The sequence below is a fragment of the Aliiroseovarius zhejiangensis genome (assembly GCF_014656375.1).
In the GTDB taxonomy this organism is placed as follows: Bacteria; Pseudomonadota; Alphaproteobacteria; order Rhodobacterales; family Rhodobacteraceae; genus Aliiroseovarius; species Aliiroseovarius zhejiangensis.
Window position 1 is genome coordinate 41790 of sequence record NZ_BNCH01000010.1, and the last position, 23636, is coordinate 65425.

Here is a 23636-nt window from a genome sequence, read left to right on the forward strand (position 1 = left end):
AATATCCTGGGGTGAGCGGCAACGCCGCGAGGGGCAAGGCCCCTTACAGGCTCACAACGTGAGCCTTACCGATCAATCCGGACCTCACCCAACAAGACGGCGAAACTTGCGCCATGCATATCCCGATCCGCGCGCGTGCCCTGTACGGCGGGGCGCGGCAGGCTGAACTTCACCACATTCAACTCCGGCATATCAAACCGTTTCAACTGGGTGGGGTCTGTGCCGAACAGGCGGGCCACCGCGTCCGTGTCCAACCCGTTCGAGATTCGCTGATATGCTTCCTCTGTCCCGCAGAACACATCCAGTGTCAGCCAGAACGGCCCCGCGTTTTTCGACCGCACTTTGTCTGCGATGTCTTTCAAGGCCGTCATGCGCCAATCTCCTCAGTCGACAACCTGAAAGCGTCCATCGGGTCATTCAAAGCCAGCACATGGTTCAGGCAGAACTCATAAACCGCGCCACGCGGCATTTCGGGGGGCGAGAACGGAAAAGCGAAGGTGGGCATTTCTTCCTGCTCGGTCAGCGGGTGGTGCAGAAGATAGGGGTTCAGCATCTTGGCAACCTCGCGCGACAGCGCCTCGGTTTCAGCGGTGACGATGCCCATTACGCCCAGTTCGCTGCCGGGCTTGGCGCTGGTGTCCAAGGGTCCAAGCGTGGCGTCCGCGCCGATGATCCGCAACTCGATCTGGAAGTCGCCGCCGACACGCGCAGTCGCTTTGGCGGTGCACTTGGTCTGAATATCATCGACCCAGGCCCGGGTGTTTTCGACATAGTGCGCATCGCGCACCAGCACCAGCGATACGGTCTGAAACCCCGCGCGCCGTGCGCCCTCCAGCTTCACGGTATAAGGTTCGGTCGCTACCCATTCACTGCCCGTCACACGCACGCGACGTTCATCCAGCGCGGCGTAGCGTGCCGCCGTCACATCCAGATAGCCGCCGGGTTCATACAGCCGGTACGGATCGCTGTTTTCATAAAGCATGTGGGCCGACACGGTGCGGCGGGTCGCGCGGGCCTCCGCGCCCATCGGGGTGATGGTGAACCCGTCTGCGTCAAATTCGATCAGGATGGTACCGGTATTCGGGCTGGTCGTCGCCAGCGCCCCGCATTCACCGATCTTGGCGCCATGCCACGCGCCGCCCGGATGGCAGCCCCGCGCCAGCGGCAGCGCGGATATGATGGCCGTGTCCGTGGTGCGCCCCGCGATCACGATATCGGCGCCCGTATCAAGCGCGGCCTGTATCTGTTCAGCCCCGGCCAGCGCCACGATATTGGTGCAGTCACGCAAGATTTCGCCCGAGATTTCAGGCGCCGGGGTCAGGGGCGTGATCCGACCGGCGTCCAGCGCGCGGGCCATTGCCCCGCCATCTTGCCCGCTTTTCAGCACCGCAAGCCTCAGGTGCTCACCCCGCTCTGCCGCAATCTCGCGGGTGATGTCGACCAGCCAGTCGACCGCGTCATCCGCCCCGCATGTGCCGGCCGTCCCGATAACCAGCGGCACGCCTGCCTCGGCCCGCGCGGCCATCAGTTCGGCCCATTCCGCGCGGGTTGACCCGCGCGAGTATTTCGACGTGCCGGTGCCAAGGTAGTGAGGGCCCGAGTCGGTCGAGCCCCCATCAATTGCAATAATGTCCGGTTTCTCAGCGATCCCTCGGGCCAAGGCGTCGCGGTCATATCCCAGACCCAACGCGCCTGAGGGAACAAGCACTTTCACCATCAATCCGTGATCCTTTGCGGTTTTTTCAGGATGTTGCGCAGGAACATCGGGGCGACAAAGCCCACCACCGCAATGATCCACAAGGTGATCGAAATGCCGGACGAAAACAGGAAGGTCCAATCACCGTTCGACAACACCATGGCACGGCGCAGCGCGTCCTCCATATGGCCACCCAGAAGGATGCCAAGGATGATCGGCACGGTCGGCACATCGAGCTTACGCAACACGTATCCAAGCACCCCGAAGCCCACCATCAGAAGCAGGTCGAAATAGCTGCCCGACAGCGAATAGATGCCCACGAAACTGATCATCGTGACACCGGGCAGAAGCACCCATGGCGGGACGGACAGCACCTTTACAAAGATTTTCACCATCGGCACGTTCATCAAGAGCAGCACGAAGTTGGCGATCAGAAGCGAAGCGATCAGGCCCCAGACGACCTCTGGCCGTTCGGTGAACAGCATCGGGCCGGGGGTGATGTTGAGCGTCATCAGAAGCGCCAGAAGCACCGCCGTGGTGCCGGACCCCGGCACGCCCAGCGTCAGCATCGGCACCAACGCGCCACCGGCGGCGGCGTTGTTGCCCGCCTCGGGCGCCGCGATCCCGCGCGGCACACCGGTGCCGAAACCGCCCTTTTCGCCCGCAATGGATTTCTCGCTCATATACGCCAAAAAACTGCCCAGCGACGCACCCGCGCCCGGAAGAACGCCCGCGATGAAGCCCACAACAGACGAACGCAACATGGTCCAGCCGGATGCCATGATGTCCTTGACCGGGATCGTCACCTTTTCCAGCTTCACACCGATGGAGGTGTTCTTGCCGTGGCTTTCGATGAAGAAAAACACCTCGGCAATGGCGAACAGGCCGACGATGGCGACAAGGAAGTCGATGCCGTCAAACAGGTGCATGTTGCCCCCGGTCAGGCGCGGCAGGCCGGAATTGTTGTCGACCCCGATCATCGCAATGCCCAGGCCGATGCAGGACGCAATCGCGGCCTTGGCCTGGTTGTTCGACGCCATGCCACCCAGCGTGGCAAAGGCCAGCAGGTAGAGCGCGAAATACTCGGCGGGGCCGAACAGAAACGCCACCTGCGCCAGCATGGGCGCCAGCAACATCAGGCCAACCGTGGCCAGAAACGCACCGACAAAGGACGCAACGCCCGACAGAACCAGCGCATCGCCTGCGCGCCCCGCTTTTGCCATCGGATAGCCATCCAGCGTGGTCATCAGCGCGGGTTCGTCCCCCGGAATGTTCAGCAGGATCGAACTGATCCGCCCGCCATACATTGCGCCGTAATAAACCGACGTCATCAAGACCAGCGCGGACGTCGCATCCAGCCCCATCGTGAACGTCAGCGGGATCAGGATCGCCACGCCATTCGACGGGCCAAGGCCCGGAAGCGCGCCGATGATCGTACCGATGAAACAGCCGATCACCGCCAGCATCAGCGTATAAGGCGACAGCGCGATATCGAACCCGATCGCGAGATTTGAAAAGAGTTCCATGCGGGTATCCTTAGCCAGTCAGCGACTTGGGAAACGGGACAAGCCCCAAACCCAGCGCGAATTTGAAGATCAGGAACAAGCCGATGGACAGACCCACTCCGGCCAATACGGCACGCCCGGCGCGCGGCTCGATCTGATAGCTCAGAATGGACGCTGTGATCGCCGTGGGGATCAGGAACCCCAGCGGTTTCAACGCATAGGCATAGCCCACCAGCACAACTACCGCGAGCGCCAGTGAACCAAAGGTCGCCAGCACCGGCCATTCCGGATCGGGGTCGGGCTTTACCGCCACGATCATCCCACACAAGGCCGCGACACATCCAATAAGGATCGGGAAGGTTCTTGGGCCAACCGGATCCGCCATGAAGCTGGTCTGGATCTGCATGGCGCTGGCAACATAAGCCAGCGCCACCAGGGTCACGACCGCTCCGAAGATACGGTCAGATGCCATTACTGGATCACCCCGATTTCTTTCGAAAGGGCGCGGATCTCGGAAACCACACCATCGACATAGGATTGGAAGTCATTGCCAACCTTGGTGAAGGGCGCAAGGCCGTTTGCTGCCATCGCCTCTTTCCATTCGTCGCTGTCGGCCACCTGTTGCAGGCGATCAGCCCATTTCTGGAAATCATCGTCGCTGATGCCCTTGGGCACGTAAAGGCCACGCCAGTTCACAGCGACAACGTCGATGCCCTGTTCCTTCGCGGTGGGAATATCCTCGAACCCCGGCACGCGTTCTTCGGTCAGAACCGCGATTGCGCGCACGTCGCCGGATTTCAGGAAGCCCACGATTTCGGACATGTCGCCCGACATCGCCTGGGTGAAGCCGCCAACGGTCTGGGTGATCGCATCGGCGCCGCCGTCAACACCGATGTATTTCACCGCTTTCACATCCTCGACACCTGCGCGTTGCAGGATCATCAGGGGTTTCAGGTGGTCAAATCCGCCAACGGCCGATCCACCCGCAAAGGCGATCCCGCCCGGATCCGCCTTCACGGCTTCGATCAGGTCGTTCAGCGATTGATAGGGGCTGTCTGCGGCCACAACGATTACACCGGGGTCGGCCCCGATGGCGCCCACAAAGCGGACCTGATCGGCGGTCATGCCAGCATAGGCATTTTGCGCCAGACGGGTCGAGGTCGCAGAGGACGCCGCGACAATCAGATCGGCATCATCGTTGCGTTCCGACACGACGTGAGTAAACGCCAGGCCACCACCTGCGCCGGCCATGTTGGTCACCTGAATTGGCTTTTCGACCGCGCCAATGTCATACATGATTTTGCCGATTTGACGGCAAGTGAAATCCCAGCCGCCGCCGGGGTTGGCCGGTGCAATACACTCGGCAGCCGTTGCAGCGGTGGTGGCACCAAGGCCCAGAATGGCACTGGTCGCCAGCGCCTTGAAAAGACGTTTCGTCATAGTTTCCTCCCATTTGACAGGGGCGTAACACCCGCCCATGCTCAGACCCAATCGCCTGAACCTGACACCAACCTGTCACGCAGCGGAAAAAAGGGCAATAAATGCGGTTCCTTCTGATCGAGGACAATCCCAAACTGGCGGGTGTCGTGGCCGAGCGTCTGCAACTGGACGGTCACGCCGTGGACCACGCCGCCACCCTGTCCGATGCCACAGACCTGACGGCTGTTGCGGATTACGATTTGATTTTGCTGGATATAATGCTGCCCGATGGGGATGGCCGCGACTTTCTGGAACGCCAGCGACAGGCGGAAAAACGCACCCCCGTGATTGTCATAACAGCGCGTTCTGCGGTGTCGGATCGCGTCGGATTGCTGGATCTTGGGGCGGATGACTATATCGTCAAACCCTTCGATTTTTCCGAACTCGAAGCCCGCGTGCGCGCCGTATTGAGGCGTCAGGTCGGCGCGGCTGACAACGCGGTAACGTTTGGGGAAACCACGCTGGATTCGACCAAAGGAGAGCTGCGTTTTGCTGGTCAGACCGTCCCGCTGCGCAATCGCGAGCTGCGACTGCTTGAGGTGTTCTTTGCCGCCCCCGGGCAGGTCTTTTCGAAAACCCACCTGATCGACCGGCTGTTTTCCCTGTCCGATGAGGCGTCGGAAAACGCGATCGAGGTTTATGTGGGCCGGTTGCGCAAGCGGCTGGAAGGGTCGGGAACAAAGATCGAAACCGTGCGTGGCATGGGCTATCGGATGGTTGCGCGGTGAGAATTTCGGGGTCCATCCGCAGGCGGCTTTTCATCCAGCTTGCGCTAGTCGCGGCGGTCTTGTCGCTGGCCTTCTTTCTGGTCGTGCGCGGGGTGGCCGAGCGGGCCGCGGAAGGGACGCAGGACGACATCCTGTCTGCCTCGGCCACGGCCATCGCGGACAGTCTGCGCAGCGAAGATGGCCGCGTCACGCTTGACCTGCCCTATTCCGCGCTGTCGATGCTGGGGTCGATCAACGAGGATCGGGTGTTTTATCGTGTCGTGTCAGACGGCCGGACGCTGACCGGATATGCCGACCTTCCGCAACCCAATGTGCCACCGCGCATCAGCACCCCCAGCGTCGAGACCCTGACCTATCGCGGCGACGAAATTCGCGCGGTGTCTGTCACCCGGCCCGTCGGCACCGGCGTCAATGCCGCGCAGGTCGTGGTGACAGTGGCCCAAACCCGGCAGGGGTTGGCCGCGATTTCCCGCCAGATCACCGCAACGGCAACTGGCATCGGGGTTGGATTTTTCCTGCTGGCGACCGCACTCAGCCTGTGGGCCGCCGGGTCGGCGCTGGCGCCGATCACCCGGATCACCGGGTCGGTCACGCGCCGCGGACCGACCGATTTGCGCCCCGTGCAAGCCAACGCACCGGACGAGCTTGTGCCGCTGATCAATGCGCTCAATTCCTTCATGGGACGGCTGCGCGCCTCGCTGTCGCGCACCGAAGATTTCATTGCCGAGGCCGCCCACCGCGTTCGCACCCCGCTGGCCACCGTTCGCGCACAGGCTGAAATCACCCATCGCAAACTGAACAAACCCGAACACAAACAAGCCATTCGCGAGATGATCCGCGCCATTGACGAAAGCTCTCGCTCGGCCGGGCAGATGCTGGATCACGCGATGGTAACGTTTCGTGCCGACAGCCTTGCGCAAGACGCACTGGACCTGCGGGCGCTTATGGAGGAAACCTGCGACCGGCTTGCCCCGACAGCCGATCTGAAAGACATCACGATCCGGCGCGACCTTGGCCCCGATCCCGTGGCCTTCACCGGCGACGGCATCCTGTTGCAAGCAGCGCTTCAGAACATTCTGGACAATGCGATCAAGTATTCGCCGGATGACAGCGACATCACCGCGCGCCTGACCCTGAACGGCAGCATCACCCTGTCGATCACCGACCAGGGGCGCGGGTTCGGCGACACCAACCTGTCTGACCTGACCACGCGATATATGCGCGGCGCGAATGTCGGTGACATCGTCGGGTCGGGGCTTGGTCTGACCATCGCAGACGAAGTTGCCAAGGCACATGGCGGTCGGCTGGAGATTTCACCCAACACGAAAGGGGAAGGCGCATGTGTTTCGCTGATTTTCCCGCGCGCTTGACGGGCATTCTGCTTGGACTGCTGCTGAGTATCAGCGCGGCGCAGGGCTTCGAGATCGAAGATCGCCGCCTGTTCGAAGCAACGGACGAACGGACCCGGCTCAGCGTGATCTCGACCGCGGATCTTGACGTTTTTGAACCGATCATCCGCGCGTTTCAGGCCAGCCACTCGGATATATCGGTGGACTATGTGGTAACGGGCACGACCGACCTGATGCAGGCGCTGTATGACGAGGGCGCATCCTTCGACCTCGCCATTTCCTCGGCCATGGATTTGCAGACCAAACTGGCGAATGACGGCTTCGCCCAGACCCACACCCCGACCGCGTCTGCAACCCTTCCGACCTGGGCAAGTTGGCGCGACCAGTTGTTTGCCTTTACACAAGAACCGGCGGTGGTCGTGGTTTCGGACCGCTTTTTCCCGCCCGGTGAAGCGCCGCAAAACCGGGATGAACTGATCGCCATCCTGCGCGCCAACCCCGAACTTTTTCAGGGCAAGATTGGAACCTATGACGTGCGCCGCTCGGGCTTTGGCTATCTGATGGCCACGCAGGACAGCCGAAACTCGGACGCGTTCTGGCGGCTGATGGAGGTGATGGGGCGTCTGGATGCGAAACTGTATTGCTGTTCGGGCGACATGATCCGCGATGTGGCATCAGGCAAGCTGGCCTTGGCCTATAACGTGCTGGGCAGCTATGCGGTTGCCCAGCAGAATACCACTGATGGGTTCCAAATCATCGAGATGAGCGACTACGTAAACGTCATGTCGCGCACGGCCTTGATCCCGCGCACGGCCAGGAATGCAGATGATGCCCGCATCATGCTGGATTTCCTGCTTGATCTGAGGTCACGCAAAGATCTGGTCGCCGCATCCGGCCTGCCCGCCATTGATCCCGCAGCATTGCTCGCCAACCCGTCGCTGCGCCCGATCCGGTTCGGGCCGGGCTTGCTGGTGTTTCTGGACAGTCTGAAACGGCAGAGTTTCCTGCGAAACTGGGAAAACTCGTTGCTGCAAAATTGAAGACGGCGGGGACTTGCCCCGCCCTCGCAACATCGTGTCGCCCATGATCAGTCGATCATGCGCACCGCCCCCTTGGCGGCAGAGGACGCCAGCATCGCATAGGCCTTGAGCGCCTTGGACACCTTGCGTTTGCGTGGCGCGACGGGGTGCCAGCCCTTTTCGTCCTGAGCGGCCCGGCGCGCGGCCAGTTCGTCATCCGACACCGCCAGATGGATGGTCCGGTTGGGGATGTCGATCTCGATCTTGTCGCCTTGTTGCACGAGCCCGATCGCACCGCCTTCGGCGGCTTCCGGCGAGACGTGCCCGATCGACAGGCCCGAGGTGCCGCCCGAGAACCGCCCATCGGTCAAAAGCGCACAGGCTTTGCCCAGACCCTTCGATTTCAGATAGCTTGTCGGATACAGCATTTCCTGCATCCCCGGCCCGCCACGCGGCCCTTCGTAGCGGATGACCACAACGTCGCCTTCCTTGACCTTGCCAGTCAGAATGTCACTGACCGCCGCATCCTGGCTTTCGCAGACATGGGCCGTACCGGTGAATTTCAGGATGCTTTCGTCCACACCCGCCGTTTTCACGATGCAGCCATCCAGCGCGATGTTGCCAAACAACACGGCCAGACCGCCATCTGCACTGAAGGCGTGGTCCCTGGACCGGATCACGCCACCTTCGCGGTCGGTGTCCAGTTCCTTGTACCGGTTCGACTGGCTGAACGCCTGCGTCGTGCGCACACCACCCGGCGCGGCCTTGAACAGGCTTTCCGCCTCGGGGTTGTTGGCGACCTTGATGTCCCACTTGGCAATCGCCTCGGCCATCGTGGCAGAATGCACGGTGGAACAATCACCATGCAGCAGCCCCGCGCGATGCAACTCGCCAAGGATCGAGAAGATGCCACCGGCGCGGTGCACATCTTCCATATGAACATTGGCGATGTTGGGCGCAACTTTACACAGGCACGGCACCTTGCGGCTGAGCCTGTCCATGTCCTTCATGGTGAAGTCCACTTCGCCCTCATGCGCAATGGCCAGCAGGTGCAGCACGGTGTTCGTTGACCCACCCATCGCGATATCCAACGACATGGCGTTCTCGAACGCATCAAAGGTTGCGATCTCGCGCGGCAGCAGGCCCTTTTCCTCGTTCACGTAGTGGCGTTTTGTGATTTCGACGATCTTGCGCCCGGCTTCCAGAAACAGGTTCTTGCGATCCGAGTGCGTGGCAAGGGTCGAGCCATTGCCGGGCAGCGCCAGGCCCAGCGCCTCGGCCAGACAGTTCATCGAGTTCGCGGTGAACATGCCCGAACACGACCCGCAGGTCGGGCAGGCGTTTTCCTCGATATGCTGGACCTGTTCGTCGGTATAGTGCTCATCCGCCGCGGCGACCATGGCATCGACAAGGTCGATTTTCTTGACGTCCAGATCGGCAATGTCGATTTTGCCCGCTTCCATCGGGCCACCGGACACGAAAATGACGGGAATGTTCAGACGCATCGCGGCCATCAGCATCCCCGGCGTGATCTTGTCGCAGTTCGAGATACAGACCATCGCATCGGCGCAATGTGCGTTGACCATGTATTCCACGCTATCCGCGATCACCTCGCGCGACGGCAGAGAATACAGCATCCCGTCATGGCCCATCGCGATTCCGTCATCGACCGCAATGGTGTTGAATTCCTTGGCCACACCGCCTGCCGCCTCGACCTCGCGCGCGACCATCTGGCCCAGATCCTTCAGGTGGACATGGCCCGGCACGAACTGCGTGAAGCTGTTGACGATGGCGATGATCGGCTTGCCGAAATCATCGTCGGTCATGCCGGTCGCGCGCCACAGGCCGCGGGCGCCAGCCATGTTGCGGCCATGGGTCGAAGTTCTGGAACGATAAGCAGGCATGCGGTCCCCACCTTGTCTGAAAATTGGAGTCAGAACGCGGATTACCATTCCATGCGCCCTGACGCCAGCGCGGATTGCCCGTTTTCATCGGGCTTGGCGTTGCCCGGCACCCACGCTAGAAGCGTTGCAAACGCTCTCCTGAAAGGCATATTCCCATGGCATCGCGCAAAGTTCTGGTCACCGGGTCCGCCGGGTTCATCGGCTATCACCTGTCCAAACTGCTGCTGGCCGAAGGATTTCGGGTGCATGGCTATGACGGGATGACGGATTACTATGACGTCACCCTGAAGCAGCGCCGCCATCAGATGTTGCTGCAAGACCCCGGCTTTTCAATGACCGAAGGAATGCTGGAAGATCAGGCGCTGTTCGATCAGGTGGCCGACGACTTCGAACCCGATGTGATCGTGCACCTCGCTGCGCAGGCGGGCGTGCGCTATAGCCTCGAGAATCCGCGCGCCTATCTGGACAGCAACGTGATCGGCACCTTCAACGTGATGGAGGCCGCACGGCGTCACAAGGTCGATCACCTGCTGATGGCCTCAACCAGTTCAGTCTATGGCGCGAATACCGACATGCCGTTCACCGAGACCGAGAAGGCCGATACCCAACTGACCATCTATGCCGCCACAAAGAAGGCCAATGAAAGCATGGCGCACAGCTATGCCCATCTGTGGGATCTGCCGACAACGATGTTCCGCTTCTTCACCGTCTATGGTCCTTGGGGGCGGCCCGATATGGCACTGTTCAAGTTCACCAAGGGTATCCTCGACGGCACGCCCATCGACATCTACAACAACGGCGACATGTTCCGCGATTTCACCTATGTCGAGGATCTGGTGCGCGGCATCCGCCTATTGATCGACGCGGCCCCGGTGCGCCCTGACAGCCCGGACGACATTGAGCCGGGCGACAGCCTGTCCCCCGCTGCCCCCTATCGCGTGGTGAACCTTGGCAATTCCGACAAGGTGCGCCTGTTGGATTTCGTCGATGCGATCGAGGATGCTTTGGGCCGGAAAGCCCAGCGCAACTATATGGAGATGCAGATGGGCGATGTTCCGGCCACATGGGCGGATGCAACGCTTCTGCAACGCCTGACCGGCTATCGCCCCGCCACTGATTTCCGCGATGGGGTGAACCGTTTCGTCGCGTGGTATCGGGACTATTTCAAGGTCTGATGTCCTGCGTTTTCGGGGCAGGATAAGATACCTTGCTGCATTACACCTCTCTAGGTTGAGTTTTAACTTTCTTTTAACGAAAATTTACGCAATGTTACACCCGCAATGGTTGTTTTGTGGATGGATAACGGACGCATTAGGCGATGAAAGACTTTCCGGACCTGGGACAGATCGCGGTGATCGGGTTGGGCTATGTTGGCCTGCCACTGGCGGTCGAGTTCGGAAAGACGCGGCCGGTCATCGGGTTTGACATCGACCCTCACCGCATCGGCGAGTTGCGCTCCGGCATGGATCGCACGGAGGAGGTCACCGCAGACGACCTTGCCAATGCCCGTCACCTGCGCTTTGCCAGCGACCCGGGTGATCTGGTGGCGGCAAACATCTTTATCGTGACCGTCCCGACCCCAATCGACGCCCATAACCGCCCCGACCTGACGCCTTTGCGCCGCGCCAGCGAAACCGTGGGCCGCGCGTTGTCACAAGGTGATATCGTCATTTACGAAAGCACCGTCTATCCCGGCGCCACGGAAGAGGTCTGCGTGCCGATCCTGGAAGCGACCTCGGGTCTGACCTTCAACCGCGATTTTTTCGTGGGCTACAGCCCCGAGCGGATCAACCCCGGCGACCGCGACCACCGGCTGCCGACGATTGTGAAAGTGACCTCTGGCTCGACCCCCGAAGCCGCCGACCGGATCGACGCGCTTTATGCCGGGATCATCACGGCGGGCACCTACAAGGCCGAAAGCATCCGCGTGGCCGAAGCCGCCAAGGTGATCGAAAACACCCAGCGCGACCTGAACATCAGCCTGGTGAACGAGCTGGCGATCATCTTCAACCGGTTGGGCATTGATACGGGCGCGGTGCTGCAAGCAGCCGGGACCAAGTGGAATTTCCTGCCCTTCCAGCCGGGGCTGGTCGGCGGTCACTGTATCGGCGTGGACCCCTATTACCTGACCCACAAGGCCGAGGAAATCGGCTATCACCCACAGGTCATCCTGTCAGGCCGCCGGATCAATGACGGCATGGGCGCTTATGTCGCTGGGCAGATGATCAAGTCGATGATGCGCAAGGGAATCAACGTCGCGAAGTCGCGGGTGCTGATCCTGGGCCTGACCTTCAAGGAAAACTGCCCCGATCTGCGCAACACGCGCGTTGTGGATATTCTGGAGGAGCTGCGCGATTACGGCGTTCAGGTGGACGTTCACGACCCCTATGCCGACCCGGACACCGCCCGCGCGGAATACGGGATCGAGCTGACCGGCACGCCCGAAGCGCATCGCTATGACGGTGTGATGCTGGCCGTGCCGCACCGCGCCTATCTGGTTCGCCCGGCGGGATGGATCAACCGCTATGCCAAGAACCTGTCGGTGATCTATGACATCAAATCCGCCCTGCCGCGGGAAATGGCGGATCTGCGGCTGTGATGATGCGAACTCTTGGCAAGCTCTGGTCGCTTCTGACCCCACGAGAACGCAGGCGCGGCACGCTGGTGCTGGGCCTAGCGCTGGTTATGGCGCTGTTCGAGGTGCTGGGCGTCGCCTCGGTCTTTCCGTTCTTTCTGGCACTGTCTGACCCCGATCTTGTGACCACAAACCCCTACTTGTCCGCCGCCTATCAATGGGGCGGGTTCGCCAATCACCAAGATTTCCTTCTGGCGCTGGCGCTTGTCACCTTCGCCCTTCTTGTTAGCGGTGCGCTGATCCGCAGCGCGGGGGAATACGCGATGACGCGGTTTGTGCAAATGCGCCGTCACAGCCTTGGCACGCGGCTGATCACCCGCTATCTGCGCCAGCCCTATGCGTTCTTTCTGGGACGACACACCGGCGAGATGGCAAAAAACATCCTGTCCGAGGTCGAACAGGTCACCATGTTCGCACTGGCCCCGGTGTTGCGGCTGACCACATCGCTTGTGACGCTTCTGGCGATGCTGGGTTTTCTGATCGTGATGGACCCGATTATCGCCGTCACCGCCATCGCTGTTCTGGGCGCCGCGTACAGTGCGATCTTCCTGACCATCCGCCGCCTTGTCACCCGCAACAGCGCCCGCCGGGTTGCCGCCGACGAGGCCCGATACACCATCGCGCGCGAGGCGCTGGGCGGCATCAAGGACATCCGCATTTTGGCGAAAGAGGACGCCTATATCCGCCACTTCCGCGCGCCCTCGATCGAAGTGTCGCGGATGCAGGCCGCCAACCTCGTGCTGGGTCAGGTGCCGAAATATCTGGTCGAGGCAATCGGCTTCGGCGGCATGTTGCTTCTGTGCGTGGCGCTTCTGGCGACCCTTGGCCCCAACGCCAGCACCGCCGCGATCCTGCCGAAACTGGGTGTCTATGCCTTCGCGGGCTACCGGATGTTGCCATCTGTGCAGGGCATCTATCGCGCGATGGTCGAACTGCGTTTCGGCGCGGGTGCGGTGGATGTGCTGTTTGACGACATGCAGGGATTGCCGGACGGCGAAGCCGAAGCGGACGAAGTGCAGCCGATGCGCCTGACTTCAGCTTTGGAGGTCAGCAATGTCAGCTACTCCCATGACGGCACCGCCCGCAGCATATCCGATCTGTCCCTGACCATCCCGGCGGGAGCATCGGTCGGCATCGTCGGCGGCACCGGGGCAGGCAAAACAACACTGATCGACTTGCTCTTGGGCCTACTAACGCCACAATCCGGGCGGATCGGGGTCGATGGCATGCCAATCACCCCTGCGAATGTGAAGGGTTGGCAGGCGTCCATCGGCTATGTGCCGCAGTCGATCTTTCTGGCCGATACCAGCATCGCCGAGAACATCGCCCTTGGCACGCCCCGCGACCAGATCGACATGGGCCGCATCGCGGAATGCGCCCGCATGGCGCAATTGGATCACTTTGTCGAAACGCAGCTTCCCGATGGCTATGACACCACCATTGGCGAAAGCGGTGTGCGTCTGTCCGGCGGGCAGCGCCAACGCATCGGCATCGCCCGTGCCCTGTATCACGACCCCGATATTCTGGTGTTTGACGAGGCGACAAGCGCGCTGGACACCCGGACCGAACGCGACGTGATGAAGGCCATTGCCGCGCTTCAGGGTCAAAAAACCATCGTGATGATCGCCCACCGCATCTCGACCGTCGAAGCCTGTGATCAGATTATTGTGCTGGAACAGGGTCACATAGCGGCAAGCGGCACCTATGCGCAGTTGATCGCGCAACATGACGGGTTTCGCGCACTTGCAGGGGTGGCGGCATGAAGCATATGCCCATCACACAGCCGGACACCGCATCTGCGCCGAAACTGGCGTTCGTTCTGCCCGATCTGCGGGGGGGCGGGGCGGAACGGGTGATGCTGACCCTCGCGACCGAGCTTGCCCATTTCGGCTATGCCCCGCATCTGATCCTTGCCAACGCGCGTGGCGCGTTGATGGATGATGCAAGCCGCGCGGGGCTTCCGATCACCGACCTGAAGGCAAGGCGTTTTCGCGGCGTCGCCGCCCCCTTGCGGAAATGGCTGCACAAGCACCGGCCCTCGGCCCTGATGCCTGCCATGTGGCCCCTGACCAGCATCGCGGTCTGGGCTGCACGCGGGACCGGTGTGCCGGTCATCACCACCGATCACGCCACCCTGTCGGACCAATACGCGACCAAAGGCCCGCTGCACCGGCTGGCGCAGCGGACCAGCATCCGCGCGACATACCCCAGGGCGCGGGCCAATGTCTCGGTCTCGGCCGGGTCTGCGCGCGATCTGTAGCGGTTGGGGCGGCTACCCGCCCATCGGGTCAAGGTGATCCACAATCCCGTTGCCATGCCCGACCCCAAGCCGGGCGCCGCCGTCTGGCCGGCGCAGGCGCAGCATCGCATCTTGGCTGTTGGCTCCCTGCGCTGGCAGAAAGATTTCCCGACCCTCCTGCGCGCCGTCCGCCTGCTTCTGGATCAGGGCTGCGACGCCGAACTTGTGATCCTTGGCGATGGCCCCGACCGCGCGGCGTTGGTGGCACTGGTTCAATCGCTGGGCTTGACCAGCCGGGTGACGATGCCGGGGTTCACGCCACATACCGGTGCCTATTACGCAAGCGCCGACCTGTTTGCGCTGAGTTCGCGCAGCGAAGGCTTTGCCAATGTGATTGTCGAGGCGTTGTCGCACGGCCTGCCCGTGGTCGCGACCGACTGTCCGCATGGCCCATCCGAGATTCTGGACACCAGCGACATCGGCAGTTTGGTTCCTGTCGGTGACGCCGCCGCGCTGGCTGCCGCGATCGGCGCCGCCTTGCACGCACGGCGCAACCCCGACGCTGCGCGCAAACGTGCTTCGGATTTCCGACCGGGCGTCGCGGCGGGCAAGTTCCTCTCACTCCTCCCGCAACCCCAGTTATCAAAGCCAAAGAGGCCCGCATGAGCGCCACCCGTTCGATCTTTGTCACCAATAACGGTCTGTCTGACCATATCGGCACCGCGCAGGTTCTGCCCTATCTGGAAGGCCTCGCGGCGCGCGGGCATCAGATCGCCTGTCTGTCGGTGGAACACCCCGCGCGGCAGGACGTCTTTGCCACCAAAGTCGCGCCACGGCTGGAACGCGCGGGGATCGAGCACAGCCCGATCCTGCGCCGCACCCTGCCGCTGGCAGGCAAGCTGGAACGCTTCGCCATGCCGGGGCTGATGCAAAGCCGCTTGGAACGGCTGGTCGAGACCTTTCAGCCCGATCTGATCCATTGCCGCAGCTATATGCCATTGGGCGCGGTGCTGCCTGTCAGCTTGCGGCACGATCTGCCCTTCGTGTTCGACATGCGCGGCTTCTGGGTGGATGAACGCTGCGAGGCGGGTCTCTGGCAAGGTCCAATGGGCCGCAGCATCGCCCGCCACTTCCGCAAGTTAGAGGCCCGCGCGATCAGCGGGGCCAGCGCGATTGTCGCCCTGACCCAAGACGCGAAATCGGTTGTCGCGACGCGCCGCCCGTCCGCCGGATCGGTGACAAGCGTCATTCCCTGCAGCGTCGATCAGACCCGGTTCCGGCCCGACCGCGCGCTGCGGGCCAGAACGCGGCTGGCGCTGGGATATTCAGCGAAGGACGTGGTGCTGGTGCATCTTGGGTCAGCCGGGCCGCTTTACCAGATGGGCACCACCTATCGCCTGCTGGCCGCGCTTCAGGCGCAGGACATGCAGGCGCGGCTGCTGCTGGTTGGCGATCATTCCGTCGATCAGCATGTGCAGGCAGCCCGCAGTTATGGCGTCACGCTGGACCCGGCGCACCTGACCTGCAAGCGCGTGCCGCATGATGACGTGCCCGCCCTTCTGAACGCGGCTGATATCGGCCTGTCGTTCCGCATTGCCAGCAAATCCAGCCTTGGCGTGTCCGCCACCAAGACGGGCGAATATCTGTCCTGCGGTCTACCGGTGATCAGCAACACAGGGATCGGAGATATCAACGACATCCTGCCCAACCGCCGCTTCGGTCTGGTGCTGGCTCATCACGACACGCCCGCCATTGAACACGCCGCGCGCACCATCGCATCTGCACCCTTTGCGCCCCGCGCCGTGATCCGTGCGCATGCCGCTGGCCGTTTCTCGCTGGATCGGGCCTGTGACCAGTATGATGCGCTTTACCGCATGTTTCACGCCGAAAGACAGGCCGCATGACCGCCACCCCGCGCATTCTGGCCGTCGATGTGTGCGGTACGCTTTATGACACGAACACCACTGCAGGGCTGGTGATGTTTCACCACGCCCGGCGCGGCCACCGCTGGCGCCACGCGGCTTTGACAGCAATCTCGCGGCGCGGGGTGTTGCGGGCCGGGTTGGTTGCGGTCGCGAAGCTCACGCGGTTCGACGTGCATCGGGCGCTTGTTCTGATCAGCCTGCGCAACGAGACCCTGACGTCGCTGCAGGCGTCGGCCAAGGGCTATGTCACCGATCATCTGCCTGCGACGGCCATTGCCGCCGCTCACACCCGCATGGCCCGGATGCGCGCCGCCGGGTGGCAGCCTGTGCTGGTGTCCAACGCCCTGTCCCCGGTGATTGGCGAAATCGCCCGCCAGCTCGACCTGCCCTTCATCGCCTCGGACCCCGCCCAGCGCGCGGGGCGATTGACAGGGCGTCTGTCGCGCGATCTGACCGGGCAGAAACGCAAGGCGGTCGAGGCATATCTGAACCGCCCGCTGGACGCGGTCGCGTTCGCGGTGATCACCGACAACCGGTCAGACCGTGATCTGGTGGCTGCCGCCAACCCGGCGATTCTGGTTGCTGCGCGAACCCCCCGCAAATGGATGAGGACCTGGGATGCCGAGATTCTGTGTCACTGACCCCCGCCACCTGATCCTGCTTGTGCCGTTCGGCTATGCGTTCACCTCGCGCTATCACTGGCCGCGCGATTTCGTGGTCAACGCCCTGACCGCATGGGTGCCGGGCGTGATCCTTGTCGCGCTTTTGGGTGATCTGGGCGCGGGTCCGGCTGTGTTGACCTATCTTCTGGGCTACGCGGTCTTTATCAGCCTTTACGAGCTGGGCTATCTGGCCAATGACACGATCGGATTGCGCCATGATCCAACCCCACGCCGCAGGGTCGATGTGGTCATGTCGCCCACCACGATCCTTGTCTTCGGCACGGTTCGGCTGGGCGTTGCATTGGTCGCAATCCTTGCGTTGGGTGTCGGCGGTGCGGCGATCTACTGGGCCACCCTCGCGGCATTGGGGGTCACGCTGATCGCCCACAACACCCTGCGCGCGACCGAAATGAAGTTCTTCACGTTTCTGCAACTCTCGCTCTTCCGGTTCGCGCTTCCGGTGCTGCCCGTTCTGGTCGTCGCCGGGGATGTGGTCGGTATGCTGATCTGCTTTGCCACCGGGCTTTTGCTGTTCACGCTGCCCCGGTTCCTGACCTATCTGGACGCCAAAGGGCGGTTGTCCCTGCCCGAGCGCAAGGCCCGCGCCTATCACCTGAAGACCCATCTTGCCGTCTTGCCGCTTGTCACGCTGTTGTCGATCGCCACGCACGAGGTTGCCCCGATCGCTTGCCTTCTATGGGGCGTGTTCGTCCAGCTTGTCTATGTCGCCCGCGCCCGTGTGCCAGCACATCCAGGGGGGGCCACATCCTTGTGATCTATGTCGCTCTGTTCCTGGCGCTGATCCTGCTGCGCCTGGTGCTGGCCCGGCAGCCTCGCCTGCGCGATCAGACCTATCCGATCGTGCTGGCCGCCCTGTTCCTGTTCGTCGCCTTCCGGCTGGAGGTCGGCTGCGACTGGAACGGCTACTACCGCCACTTCCTGATGCAGCTCGACCTGGACCTTGTTGATGCTCTGGCCCAGCGCGAGCCGCTCTGGTGGGCATTGGTCCAGGGGGTGGGCGCTGCGGGGCTGGGCTATCCATGGCTGAATGTGGCAGCGGCGGTGATCTTTTTTGCAGGCGTGCACATGCTTGCGCGCCAACAGGTGGACAGGCTGGGGTTTCTGATCCTGCTCTATCCGGTGTTGATCCTGAACATGCCGATGTCGGGGATCCGGCAGGCCGCTGCCATCGGTATAATGTGCATGGGGTTTGCACTGTTCCGCAACGGACAGACGATACGCTTTGCCCTGGCCACGCTGGTCGCCACGGGCTTTCACAGCAGCGCAGGCGTGTTCCTGTTGCTGGCGCCACTTGCCGGGCAGGGCAGGATCCGGGCGCGCCTGTTCGCGGCGCTGCTGCTGGCCGTGCCGGGCGCATTTCTGCTGGCCACGGGCGACAGCGCCCAACTTGCGCTTTCACGCTATGTCGATACCGGGGTGGATGCCCATGGCGCACTGTATCGCGCCGCGCTTCTGGCGCTCAGCGGCGGGCTGTTTCTGATCGCCTTGCGCCCCGCCTGGCGCGTGCGATTTCCCGGAGATTACCGGATGATGGTGCTGGCGTCCCTGATGATGCTGACCACCCTGCCGCTGATCGCGCTATCCAGTGTGATTGCCGACCGGATCGGCTATTTCCTGGTGCCGCTTCAGGCAATGATGCTGGCCCGCATCCCGTTCCTGAACCTTGGCGCAACCGGTACGATCCTGACCGTCGCGCCCTATGTCGTGCTGCTGGTGATGCTGGTGGTCTGGACAGTTTATTCGGCCCATTTCCACTACTGCTATCTGCCCTATGACACGTGGCTTTTCGGCCTTCCCGATATCTATCAACTGCCGACCCGAGGTGGCGCATGAAAGTTCTGTTGACCGTCAACGCCGCGTGGAACGCCCTGAATTTCCGCCGCCCGGTGATCGAGGCCTTGCTGCATCTAGGCCATCACGTCACCATCCTCGCCCCGCTGGATGACGCTGCACCAGCATTGCGCCGCATGGGGTGTCAGGTGATCGACCTGCAGATGGACATACAAGGACTGTCCCCCCGGCAGGATGCCAAACTGATCCGTCGGTTCGGTCATCACTTTGCGGCGCTCGGACCGGACATCATCCTGAGCTATACGGTCAAGAACAACATTTTCGGTGCCGTCGCGGCGAAACGTCTGGGGATCCCCTTTCTGCCGAATGTTTCGGGTCTCGGAACGGGTTTTTTGTCGGGTGGCGCGCTCAGGATGGTGGTCGAGACCCTGTATCGCCACGCATTCCGCGGATTGCCTATCCTGTTTTTCCAGAACCCGGACGACCGCGACCTGTTCGTCAATCGGCGGCTGATCGCTCCGGGGCAGGCCCGCCTGTTGCCCGGTTCGGGTGTCGATCCGGACCATTTTCGCCCCTGCCCTCTGCCGGCCCGCGACGAAACAGTGTTCCTGATGATCTCGCGCCTTCTGCGCGATAAGGGAGTGCTGGAATATGTCGAGGCTGCCCGCCGGATCAGAACCACCCGTCCGGACCTGCGCTTTCAGATCCTTGGCCCAGTCGATGCGGCAAACCGCTCGGTCCTGGGGGCCGAGGCGTTGCGGGAATGGATGGCCGATGGGGTGATCGAACATCTGGGCAAACATGACGATGTGCGCCCCTTCATCGCAGAGGCGGATTGCGTCGTGTTGCCATCCTATCGCGAAGGCGCCCCGCGCACGTTGCTTGAGGCGGCCAGCATGGCCCGACCACTGATCGCAACGGACGTGCCCGGCTGCCGCCATGTGGTGGAGGACGGGATCACGGGCCTGCTTTGCGCCCCGCGCGATGCGGGCAGTCTGCACGCCTCTTTCGAAGAGTTCGCGAACATGCCACCCGGCACCCGCGCGCAAATGGGTCGGGCCGGACGGGACAAGATGCTGCGCGACTATGACCAGAAAATCGTGGTCGACCGCTACCTTGCCGCAATGGCCGAGCTTGTGCCGCACAAGATGGCAGCACGGGACACGCGCCTGCGCGCCTAGCGCGGCGATCACGCCGCAATTCGGCAACACACCCGCGCCGATCAGGCATCCCAACAAACAACCTATGGTATTTATCTTTCTTCACTTTGCAATTTTGATATGAGTTAACCAACACCCCGTCCCACCCGCCAAAGCGCGATGAACCGGGGCGGACGGATGGAGGACCCTATGCACCACAACAGCCTGCGCGCGCTTCTTCTTGGCACCTGCCTGACCCTGTCCGGTTGCGGCGTCACCTATCACAGCCCGACCGTGCAGTCGCAGGCCGCCGGGCTGGATGTCAGCGTGGTGGAAATCACCGCAAGCTCGGTGAAACAGGCCAACAGCGCACCCTATGTGCCGCTGAGCCTGCCGGATGCCTTTCACGCGATTGCGGGCGGGACGGGCTTGCGTGGTGCGGGCGCGGTCCCGGACATGCCGGAGGGCCCCACAGGGTCACGCGAACAGATCGCCACCCGGCTGCCTGCCCTCGTCACACCGCAACGCTATGAAATTGGGGTTGGCGATGTGGTGCTGCTGGTCACGAAAAGCGGGGCCAGCACGATCGAGGAGCTGGGCGGCTTGCTGACCGCCCAGACGCAGCGACAAGGGTTCACCGTTCGCGACAACGGGATGATCGCGCTGCCTGATATCGGGCAGGTCAAGGTGGCAGGCAAAACGGTTGAGGCCGCCGAGGACGCCGTGTTCCAGGCCCTTGTGGCGAAGAACATCGACCCTGCCTTCAGTCTTGAGATCGCGGAATTCAACTCCCGGCACGTGGCCATCGGCGGCAAGGTCGGGCGCGCGGGTCTTGTGCCCCTGACCCTGCAACCCCTGCGTCTGGGCGATGCGCTGGCGCAGGCCGGAGGCGTCGTCGCCAGTGACACGGGCGCAACAGCGATACGCCTTTACCGGGATGGCACCTTGTATCAGATGCCAGCTTCGGCCCTGCGGTCCGATGCCAGGGTCCGTGACCTGACCCTGTTGTCGGGCGATGCGATCTATGTGGATGAAACCTATGACCTTGACCGGGCGCTGGCCTTTTATGAGGCACAGATCGCCGCAATCGGCCTGAAGCGCAGCGCCCGCCTGCACGCCCTGTCCGAACTCAGAGCCGAAATGTCCGTGCAGCGCGACACGCTTGAAGAACGGCGCGCCAATTTCACCAGCCGCCGCGCGCTGGACGCCGAGCCGCGCGATTATGTCTATCTGACGGGCGAGGTGGCCCGGCAGGGGCGCGTGGCGCTGCCCTATGGGCGACAGGCCAGCCTGGCGGATGTGCTGTATAATGAAGGTGGATTTGACACCAGAACCGGCGATCCGGCGCAGATCTATGTGATCCGGCCCGGCACCGATGCGGATGACACGACCGTCACGGCCTGGCATCTGGACGCGACCAATGTGATCAACATCACGTTGGCAACGCGGATGCAGATGCGCCCGAACGACATCGTCTTTATCGAGGAACAGCCGATCACCAAATGGTCGCGCGCCTTCGAACAGGCTTTCCCGATCCTGATCAACAAATCCGTCAATGGCGACAGCGGCGTGCCCTGAACCTTGTGCAAACGGTTCTAGGTCGCGCCGTAATACCCTTTGTCATAAGTGGCATAGGCAGCATACGTCCCGCCATATCCATATCGCGCCAGTTCCTCGGTTCTGACCTGTGACAGGACAAGCCCGGTGATTTTCGCGTTCACCATCGCAAACTGCCGCAATGCTTCGGCGACCTGCGGGCGGGTCGTCTTGTTCCATCCAACCGTGAACAGAACCGCATCCGCATGACGGGCCATCACCCGCGCATCGGGCACCACCAGAGCCGGAGGGCTATCGATGACAACCGCGTTATACCCGGCGCGCGCTGCGCCGATCATTTGTTCGAACCGGCGCGAGGCGAACAGGTCTGCGGCGCTGGTGCGCGAGGCCTCTCCGAACAGGACATCGGCGTCCAATCCGGGCACGTGCTGAACCGCATCCGACAGCGCCACATCCCCTGTGAGAACCGACATGATCCCGTGTTTGGACGGGCCGGGCACATAATGCCGAAGCGTGCAGCGTCGAATGTCCCCTTCGATCAGAAGGACTCGCTTGCCCAACCCTGCCAGGCTGTGGGTCAGGGCAACCGCCTGTGTGGTCTTCCCCTCGTCCGGCACCGCCGATGCGACAAGGATCACCTGCGGTGGCTGGTCGATGTCAGACATCAGCAGAGATGTGCGCAGATTGCGCATAGCCTCGACCGCCGCCGCGGTGGGATGATCCGTCAGAAACGGGATCAAAGCGCCGCGATCCGTGACCGGAAGATGCGGAACCTGCCCCAGAACCGGCCGGCCTGTTGCCTCTTCCAGTTCTTCAACCGAACGGAATCCCGCATGGACAAACTGCCGCCACAAAACATGGACCGACGCCAGCAACATTCCAACAACCGCACAAACCGCCATGATGAGCCCCTTGCGCGGGGATTGGTATGTACCCAGCGCGGCGGGTGACAACACCCGCGCATCCGCCTGTTGCAGACCGCGAATGGCGCTGGCCTCTTTCAGACGCGCAAGCAGCGTTTCATAAAGCACGCGGGTTGCCTGCGCGTCCCGTTCCAGTTCCTGCAGCACCGTCACGTCTGCGCTTTGGACCTCGACCGCCGTTTCAAGGTCGGCAATCGAGTTCTGCAACGCAGCCTTCTGCAGTGCCAACCGTTCCGGGTCGCTGGCCCGCTCTGCCCGAAGGGTCACGTCCTGCAATCGCGCACGGGCGTCTTTCAGGCGGGCGTTCAGATTGGCAAGCTCTTCGGTCGACGTCAGGTCCATGCGCACGCGCGCCTGCGCCACCGCCGCTTCGCGTACTGTCAGGTCCTGTCGCAGATCACCCACACGGTCGGACAACCACCGCACCGCGTCATCCGCTGCCTGAAACTTCGCATCAACCTGATCCTGAAGGTAAAGCGAGGACAGCGCATTCGCCATATTGGCCGCTTTGACCCGATCTTCCGACCGCACCGTGACTGAAAAAATGCGGGTGTTGCGCTGAACATGCGCTGAAATGGCATCCTGCACCGCGCTGACCACCTGTGCGACCTGTTCAGGGCCATCCGTCACCGCCGCTGCCTGAAGGATCGGCAGCCCCGATCCGAGGGCCGGATTGAACTCGGGGTCGCGGGACAGGTCCAGCGCCTCGACCAGTTTCTGCACAAGGCCACGGGATTGAATGATATGTAGCTGCGTGTTCATGTCCGACAGATCATGCGCCACCGGATTTGCGGGAAGATCACCTGAGATCACCGGGTCTTGCGATTGCGTCATCACCAGAAGCGCCGTGGCGGCATATTTCGGCCGCGCAATGCCAAACCCATAGACCGCGCCGATGATCAGCCCCAGAAGACCCAACAGGGCAATCGTCCGGCGGCCCCGCCACAGCGCCTGCCCGACGCGAACAAGATCCAGATCACCATGCGCTGTCTGATCATCGCGTGTCGCGGGGCCATAAGCACCCGCGAACCCCTGCCTTATATTCATCCAAGGCCTCCTGACTG

Annotated in this window: 21 protein-coding genes; 14 read left to right on the plus strand and 7 right to left on the minus strand. The window is 62.3% G+C overall.

Annotated features, from left to right (window positions below; genetic code table 11):
* Positions 1-65: 65 nt before the first annotated feature.
* Genes IE188_RS15750 through IE188_RS15770 form a run of 5 tightly spaced genes read right to left on the minus strand, consistent with a single transcriptional unit; the run spans position 66 to position 4641 of the window.
* A complete protein-coding gene (locus tag IE188_RS15750; RefSeq protein WP_191287480.1) occupies positions 66-371 on the minus strand; it encodes a DUF4387 family protein in 306 nt (101 codons plus the stop codon).
* Complete coding sequence (locus IE188_RS15755) at positions 368-1717, minus strand: acyclic terpene utilization AtuA family protein (protein ID WP_191287481.1); 1350 nt, start codon at positions 1715-1717, stop codon at positions 368-370. Before IE188_RS15755 ends, IE188_RS15750 begins: the two co-directional genes overlap by 4 nt.
* Complete coding sequence (locus IE188_RS15760) at positions 1717-3222, minus strand: tripartite tricarboxylate transporter permease (RefSeq protein WP_191287482.1); 1506 nt, start codon at positions 3220-3222, stop codon at positions 1717-1719. Before IE188_RS15760 ends, IE188_RS15755 begins: the two co-directional genes overlap by 1 nt.
* 10 nt (positions 3223-3232) lie before the next feature.
* Complete coding sequence (locus IE188_RS15765; protein WP_191287483.1) at positions 3233-3673, minus strand: tripartite tricarboxylate transporter TctB family protein; 441 nt, start codon at positions 3671-3673, stop codon at positions 3233-3235.
* Positions 3673-4641 (minus strand): Bug family tripartite tricarboxylate transporter substrate binding protein, encoded by a 969-nt coding sequence (locus tag IE188_RS15770; RefSeq protein ID WP_191287484.1) that lies wholly within the window; start codon positions 4639-4641, stop codon positions 3673-3675. Before IE188_RS15770 ends, IE188_RS15765 begins: the two co-directional genes overlap by 1 nt.
* A gap of 101 nt (positions 4642-4742) precedes the next feature.
* On the opposite strand from IE188_RS15770, the gene IE188_RS15775 reads away from it, so the two are divergent.
* The 3 genes from IE188_RS15775 to IE188_RS15785 are packed head-to-tail and all read left to right on the plus strand — an operon-like array spanning position 4743 to position 7797.
* Positions 4743-5408, plus strand: a complete 666-nt coding sequence (locus IE188_RS15775) for a response regulator transcription factor (RefSeq protein WP_191287485.1) — start codon at positions 4743-4745, stop codon at positions 5406-5408.
* On the plus strand, positions 5405-6778 hold the full coding sequence (locus IE188_RS15780) for a sensor histidine kinase (RefSeq protein ID WP_191287486.1): 1374 nt from the start codon (positions 5405-5407) through the stop codon (positions 6776-6778). Before IE188_RS15775 ends, IE188_RS15780 begins: the two co-directional genes overlap by 4 nt.
* Complete coding sequence (locus IE188_RS15785) at positions 6748-7797, plus strand: ABC transporter substrate-binding protein (RefSeq protein WP_191287487.1); 1050 nt, start codon at positions 6748-6750, stop codon at positions 7795-7797. The genes IE188_RS15780 and IE188_RS15785 overlap by 31 nt, the downstream gene beginning before the upstream one ends.
* Before the next feature lie 47 nt (positions 7798-7844).
* On the opposite strand, the gene ilvD is transcribed toward IE188_RS15785, so the two are convergent.
* Positions 7845-9680 carry a dihydroxy-acid dehydratase gene (ilvD, locus tag IE188_RS15790; protein ID WP_191287488.1) on the minus strand — a complete coding sequence of 612 codons (1836 nt, stop codon included), beginning with the start codon at positions 9678-9680 and terminating at the stop codon, positions 7845-7847.
* A gap of 155 nt (positions 9681-9835) precedes the next feature.
* Between ilvD and IE188_RS15795 the strand changes: the two genes are divergently transcribed.
* The 11 genes from IE188_RS15795 (at position 9836) to IE188_RS15845 (ending at position 21670) form a co-directional block, all read left to right on the plus strand.
* On the plus strand, positions 9836-10855 hold the full coding sequence (locus IE188_RS15795; protein WP_191287489.1) for an NAD-dependent epimerase/dehydratase family protein: 1020 nt from the start codon (positions 9836-9838) through the stop codon (positions 10853-10855).
* 143 nt (positions 10856-10998) lie between these two features.
* Positions 10999-12279 carry a Vi polysaccharide biosynthesis UDP-N-acetylglucosamine C-6 dehydrogenase TviB gene (tviB, locus tag IE188_RS15800; RefSeq protein WP_191287490.1) on the plus strand — a complete coding sequence of 427 codons (1281 nt, stop codon included), beginning with the start codon at positions 10999-11001 and terminating at the stop codon, positions 12277-12279.
* On the plus strand, positions 12279-14078 hold the full coding sequence (locus tag IE188_RS15805; RefSeq protein WP_191287491.1) for an ABC transporter ATP-binding protein: 1800 nt from the start codon (positions 12279-12281) through the stop codon (positions 14076-14078). Before tviB ends, IE188_RS15805 begins: the two co-directional genes overlap by 1 nt.
* Positions 14075-14575, plus strand: a complete 501-nt coding sequence (locus tag IE188_RS15810; RefSeq protein WP_191287492.1) for a glycosyltransferase — start codon at positions 14075-14077, stop codon at positions 14573-14575. The genes IE188_RS15805 and IE188_RS15810 overlap by 4 nt, the downstream gene beginning before the upstream one ends.
* Before the next feature lie 33 nt (positions 14576-14608).
* On the plus strand, positions 14609-15220 hold the full coding sequence (locus IE188_RS15815) for a glycosyltransferase (protein WP_191287493.1): 612 nt from the start codon (positions 14609-14611) through the stop codon (positions 15218-15220).
* On the plus strand, positions 15217-16458 hold the full coding sequence (locus tag IE188_RS15820) for a glycosyltransferase (protein WP_191287494.1): 1242 nt from the start codon (positions 15217-15219) through the stop codon (positions 16456-16458). The genes IE188_RS15815 and IE188_RS15820 overlap by 4 nt, the downstream gene beginning before the upstream one ends.
* On the plus strand, positions 16455-17120 hold the full coding sequence (locus IE188_RS15825; RefSeq protein WP_191287495.1) for a haloacid dehalogenase-like hydrolase: 666 nt from the start codon (positions 16455-16457) through the stop codon (positions 17118-17120). The genes IE188_RS15820 and IE188_RS15825 overlap by 4 nt, the downstream gene beginning before the upstream one ends.
* On the plus strand, positions 17098-17916 hold the full coding sequence (locus IE188_RS15830) for a hypothetical protein (RefSeq protein ID WP_191287496.1): 819 nt from the start codon (positions 17098-17100) through the stop codon (positions 17914-17916). Before IE188_RS15825 ends, IE188_RS15830 begins: the two co-directional genes overlap by 23 nt.
* Positions 17913-18995 carry an EpsG family protein gene (locus IE188_RS15835; protein ID WP_191287497.1) on the plus strand — a complete coding sequence of 361 codons (1083 nt, stop codon included), beginning with the start codon at positions 17913-17915 and terminating at the stop codon, positions 18993-18995. Before IE188_RS15830 ends, IE188_RS15835 begins: the two co-directional genes overlap by 4 nt.
* Positions 18992-20134: a glycosyltransferase family 4 protein gene (locus IE188_RS15840; RefSeq protein WP_191287498.1), complete on the plus strand. Its 1143-nt coding sequence runs from the start codon at positions 18992-18994 to the stop codon at positions 20132-20134. The genes IE188_RS15835 and IE188_RS15840 overlap by 4 nt, the downstream gene beginning before the upstream one ends.
* A gap of 168 nt (positions 20135-20302) precedes the next feature.
* Complete coding sequence (locus IE188_RS15845; protein ID WP_191287499.1) at positions 20303-21670, plus strand: polysaccharide biosynthesis/export family protein; 1368 nt, start codon at positions 20303-20305, stop codon at positions 21668-21670.
* A 17-nt stretch (positions 21671-21687) separates the two neighbouring features.
* Here IE188_RS15845 and IE188_RS15850 read toward each other — a convergent pair whose 3' ends face one another.
* Positions 21688-23619 carry a Wzz/FepE/Etk N-terminal domain-containing protein gene (locus IE188_RS15850; protein ID WP_191287500.1) on the minus strand — a complete coding sequence of 644 codons (1932 nt, stop codon included), beginning with the start codon at positions 23617-23619 and terminating at the stop codon, positions 21688-21690.
* Between the last annotated feature and the right edge of the window lie 17 nt (positions 23620-23636).

Bases quoted from the DNA above. Each gene is read 5' to 3' on its own strand.
- IE188_RS15755 (WP_191287481.1), bottom strand. From the start codon at position 1,717: ATGGTGAAAGTGCTTGTTCCCTCAGGCGCGTTGGGTCTGGGATATGAC.
- IE188_RS15845 (WP_191287499.1), top strand. From the start codon at position 20,303: ATGCACCACAACAGCCTGCGCGCGCTTCTTCTTGGCACCTGCCTGACC.
- IE188_RS15805 (WP_191287491.1), top strand. From the start codon at position 12,279: ATGATGCGAACTCTTGGCAAGCTCTGGTCGCTTCTGACCCCACGAGAA.
- IE188_RS15750 (WP_191287480.1), bottom strand. From the start codon at position 371: ATGACGGCCTTGAAAGACATCGCAGACAAAGTGCGGTCGAAAAACGCG.
- IE188_RS15775 (WP_191287485.1), top strand. From the start codon at position 4,743: ATGCGGTTCCTTCTGATCGAGGACAATCCCAAACTGGCGGGTGTCGTG.
- IE188_RS15765 (WP_191287483.1), bottom strand. From the start codon at position 3,673: ATGGCATCTGACCGTATCTTCGGAGCGGTCGTGACCCTGGTGGCGCTG.
- IE188_RS15820 (WP_191287494.1), top strand. From the start codon at position 15,217: ATGAGCGCCACCCGTTCGATCTTTGTCACCAATAACGGTCTGTCTGAC.
- IE188_RS15770 (WP_191287484.1), bottom strand. From the start codon at position 4,641: ATGACGAAACGTCTTTTCAAGGCGCTGGCGACCAGTGCCATTCTGGGC.
- IE188_RS15785 (WP_191287487.1), top strand. From the start codon at position 6,748: ATGTGTTTCGCTGATTTTCCCGCGCGCTTGACGGGCATTCTGCTTGGA.
- ilvD (WP_191287488.1), bottom strand. From the start codon at position 9,680: ATGCCTGCTTATCGTTCCAGAACTTCGACCCATGGCCGCAACATGGCT.
- IE188_RS15840 (WP_191287498.1), top strand. From the start codon at position 18,992: ATGAAAGTTCTGTTGACCGTCAACGCCGCGTGGAACGCCCTGAATTTC.
- IE188_RS15810 (WP_191287492.1), top strand. From the start codon at position 14,075: ATGAAGCATATGCCCATCACACAGCCGGACACCGCATCTGCGCCGAAA.
- tviB (WP_191287490.1), top strand. From the start codon at position 10,999: ATGAAAGACTTTCCGGACCTGGGACAGATCGCGGTGATCGGGTTGGGC.
- IE188_RS15830 (WP_191287496.1), top strand. From the start codon at position 17,098: ATGCCGAGATTCTGTGTCACTGACCCCCGCCACCTGATCCTGCTTGTG.
- IE188_RS15850 (WP_191287500.1), bottom strand. From the start codon at position 23,619: ATGAATATAAGGCAGGGGTTCGCGGGTGCTTATGGCCCCGCGACACGC.
- IE188_RS15760 (WP_191287482.1), bottom strand. From the start codon at position 3,222: ATGGAACTCTTTTCAAATCTCGCGATCGGGTTCGATATCGCGCTGTCG.
- IE188_RS15825 (WP_191287495.1), top strand. From the start codon at position 16,455: ATGACCGCCACCCCGCGCATTCTGGCCGTCGATGTGTGCGGTACGCTT.
- IE188_RS15795 (WP_191287489.1), top strand. From the start codon at position 9,836: ATGGCATCGCGCAAAGTTCTGGTCACCGGGTCCGCCGGGTTCATCGGC.